The following is a 3,471-nucleotide window of genomic DNA, read 5'->3' on the forward strand; positions in this document are numbered from 1 at the left end:
TTACCGTGGCGATTTTTCTTTTTGAAAGTTTGAAAAGCTATGATGGGTAGGGCATAACCAACTACGGGAATGATTCCAGAAAAACCGACGCAAAGCGTCGGTTAATTTCATCTATATCTATAAGGACCAGGTCGCTCTGTTCTCCTCTGCCTGTCTTTCGGTTCTTTATCGAGATAATAAATATCCCGCATCGCCCAAAAACCAATCAGAATCATTAGTAGACCAACCCAAATTTCCTTTGAAAATTGCATGATTCTTAAAAATCCAAGTACCAAGGCAATCGCTAATGCTACCAGTAAAAATACTGCCGCAATCAAATTCATAGTCCCCTTAATATTGCGAGGTGCCACAAATATATAAAAAAGTACTAACATGATGGCGAGGATTAAATAAAACATGCTTCTTCTCCTAGAAATTATTCCTCAGTCGCTAATTTTTTCTTCTTCGCAGCCTTATCACGCTCTGCCTTGTTCAAGATTTGCTTACGAAGACGGATAGATTCTGGCGTTACTTCCATGTATTCATCATCGTTCAAGAATTCTAGTGATTCTTCAAGAGTCAAGATACGTGGTGTCTTAATTACAGACGTTTGGTCTTTGGTAGCTGAACGAACGTTGGTCATTTGTTTAGCGGTCGTGATGTTGACGGTCAAGTCATTTTCACGCGAGTTTTCACCGATAATCATTCCTTCGTACACTTCAGTACCTGGGTTGACAAAGATGGTACCACGCTCTTCAATACGCATGATAGAGTATGTCGTTGCCTTACCTTGGTCGATAGAGACAAGGGCACCACGGTGACGACCACCGATCTCACCTTGAACAACTGGCAAGTATTGGTCGAAAGTATGGTTCATGATACCGTAACCACGAGTCATTGAAAGGAATTCTGTTGAATAACCAATCAAACCACGCGCAGGCACAAGGAAAACAAGACGAGTTTGACCATTACCTGTCGCAACCATATCCAACATATCACCCTTACGCTCAGAAAGGGATTGGATAACAGAACCTTGGTATTCTTCTGGTGTATCAATTTGCACGCGCTCGAATGGCTCCATCTTCACGCCGTCGATTTCCTTGATGATAACTTCTGGACGTGATACTTGAAGCTCATAGCCCTCACGACGCATGGTTTCAATCAAGATAGACAAGTGCAATTCACCACGACCTGAAACAGTCCATTTATCTGGAGAGTCAGTAGGGTCAACACGGAGAGAAACGTCTGTTTGCAACTCAGCCAAAAGGCGCTCTTCAATCTTACGAGATGTCACCCATTTACCTTCACGACCTGCAAACGGTGAGTTGTTCACCAAAAAAGTCATTTGAAGAGTTGGCTCATCGATACGAAGAACTGGAAGTGCCTCAACTACATCTGTTGGAGTTACCGTCTCACCAACGAAGATATCTTCCATACCTGAAACGGCAATCAAGTCACCAGCTTTAGCTTCTTGAATTTCTTTACGCTCAAGACCGAAGAAACCAAAGAGTTTTGTAACGCGGAAGTTTTTGGTTGTGCCGTCAAGTTTAGAAAGGGTAACTTGGTCACCAACTTTAACAGTACCACGGAAGACACGACCGATACCGATACGACCTACAAAGTCGTTGTAGTCCAACAGGGATACTTGGAATTGCAAAGGCTCATCTGAGTTATCCACAGGAGCTGGGATATGTTCGATGATAGTATCAAAGATTGGTGCCATTGTTTCTTCTTGGTCTGCTGGATTGTCAGACAAAGATGAAGTACCGTTGATAGCTGATGCGTAAACCACTGGGAATTCCAACTGGTCATCATCTGCACCCAATTCGATGAAAAGTTCAAGCACTTCATCCACAACTTCTTCTGGACGAGCAGAAGGCTTATCAATCTTGTTGACAACGACGATTGGTGTCAAGTTTTGTTCAAGAGCCTTTTTCAATACGAAACGGGTCTGTGGCATAGTTCCTTCGTAAGCATCTACGACAAGGACAACACCGTCAACCATTTTCATGATACGCTCAACCTCACCACCGAAGTCTGCGTGTCCTGGTGTATCCATGATGTTGATGCGAGTACCGTTATAAGCTACAGCAGTGTTTTTAGCAAGGATAGTGATACCACGCTCTTTTTCGATATCGTTTGAATCCATGGCACGCTCATCCAACTGCGTACGCTCATCAAGGGTTTGAGATTGTTTCAATAATTCATCAACGAGGGTTGTTTTTCCGTGGTCAACGTGGGCAATAATGGCTACGTTACGGATGTCTTCTCTAAGTTTTGTCATAATATCCTCTGTATCTTTTAATTTAACTAAAAAAGTATATCATAGATTGGCGCAAAAATCACAGATAATCTTGTTGTAAATGTTTTCAAGCCTCAGATTGAAAACATTAGAAAAGAGATTGAAAACCAATCTCTTATAAAATATTCTCAAAATTATCACGCACTTCTTGTGGCCAAACGCTTGACTGCACTTCACCGATATGTTTCTTACGAAGCAAGAACATGGCCAAACGGGATTGACCGATACCGCCACCAATCGAAAGCGGGAAGAGACCATTCAAAAGGGCACGATGCCAATCAAATTCCAAACGGTCCTCGTCGCCTGTAATAGCGACCTGGCGTTTAAGTGCTTCTTCATCCACACGAATCCCCATTGAGGACAACTCAAATGCTGAACCAAGTGCTTCGTTCCAAACCAAGATGTCTCCATTGAGTCCTTTGTAACCTGCTTCTGATGGGCTTGTCCAGTCATCATAGTCTGGTGCACGTCCGTCATGTGGCTTACCATCTGCCAGTTCACCGCCGATACCGATCAGGAAAACTGCACCGTATTCTTTAGCAACCACATTCTCACGCTCTTTTGGTGTCAAGTCTGGGAAGTTCTTGACCAAATCCTCAGTATGGATAAAGGTGATTTTTTTAGGCAAAACAGACTCAATGTCATAACGAGCTTCAACTGCCAATTCTGTCAGACGGATAGCCTTGTAAATCTGCTCCACTGTTTCTTTCAAGTAAGCTAAATTCCGACGGCCATCAGGAATAACCTTCTCCCAGTCCCACTGATCCACGTATACTGAGTGAATGGGATCCAAGGAATCCTCGTCAGGACGAAGAGCCTTCATGTGAACAAAGAGCCCTTCTCCCTCGTTAAAACCGAAACGAGCCAAGGTATGGCGCTTCCACTTAGCAAGTGAGTGAACCACTTCATAGGTCGCATCTGGAATCAACTTCACATTAACAGTAACAGCATTCTCCACACCGGACAAATTATCCTGCATACCATCCCCGACACGACTCAAAATCGGTCCTTGCACTTCTACGATTTCTAGCTTGTCTTTCAAATACTGCGTAAATGTATTTTTGACGAAAGAAATCTCCTCTTGCTGATGAATGAAGCTTTTCTTCATACCTACTCCTCCTCGTAAAATAAGTTTATGGGGATTTTTCAATCCCAAATTTTTAATGAGTGTAATAATGTTAACTTGACTA

Annotated in this window: 3 protein-coding genes; all 3 read right to left on the reverse strand. The window is 42.9% G+C overall.

All coding sequences use genetic code 11. The annotated features are described in order from the left end of the window. Window positions 1-107: 107 nt before the first annotated feature. Window positions 108-398 carry a DUF3165 family protein gene (locus P7J36_RS11475; RefSeq protein ID WP_002943024.1) on the reverse strand — a complete coding sequence of 97 codons (291 nt, stop codon included), beginning with the start codon at window positions 396-398 and terminating at the stop codon, window positions 108-110. 17 nt (window positions 399-415) lie between these two features. Continuing rightward, the gene (typA, locus tag P7J36_RS11480) at window positions 416-2,263 is read right to left on the reverse strand and encodes a translational GTPase TypA (protein WP_408552177.1); all 1,848 of its coding nucleotides are present in this window, start codon (window positions 2,261-2,263) and stop codon (window positions 416-418) included. Between the two features lie 133 nt (window positions 2,264-2,396). After that, window positions 2,397-3,389, reverse strand: a complete 993-nt coding sequence (asnA, locus tag P7J36_RS11485) for an aspartate--ammonia ligase (RefSeq protein WP_014637558.1) — start codon at window positions 3,387-3,389, stop codon at window positions 2,397-2,399. Window positions 3,390-3,471: the final 82 nt, after the last annotated feature.

It is taken from the genome of Streptococcus suis (genome assembly GCF_046032115.1).
Classification (GTDB): Bacteria; Bacillota; Bacilli; order Lactobacillales; family Streptococcaceae; genus Streptococcus; species Streptococcus suis_AJ.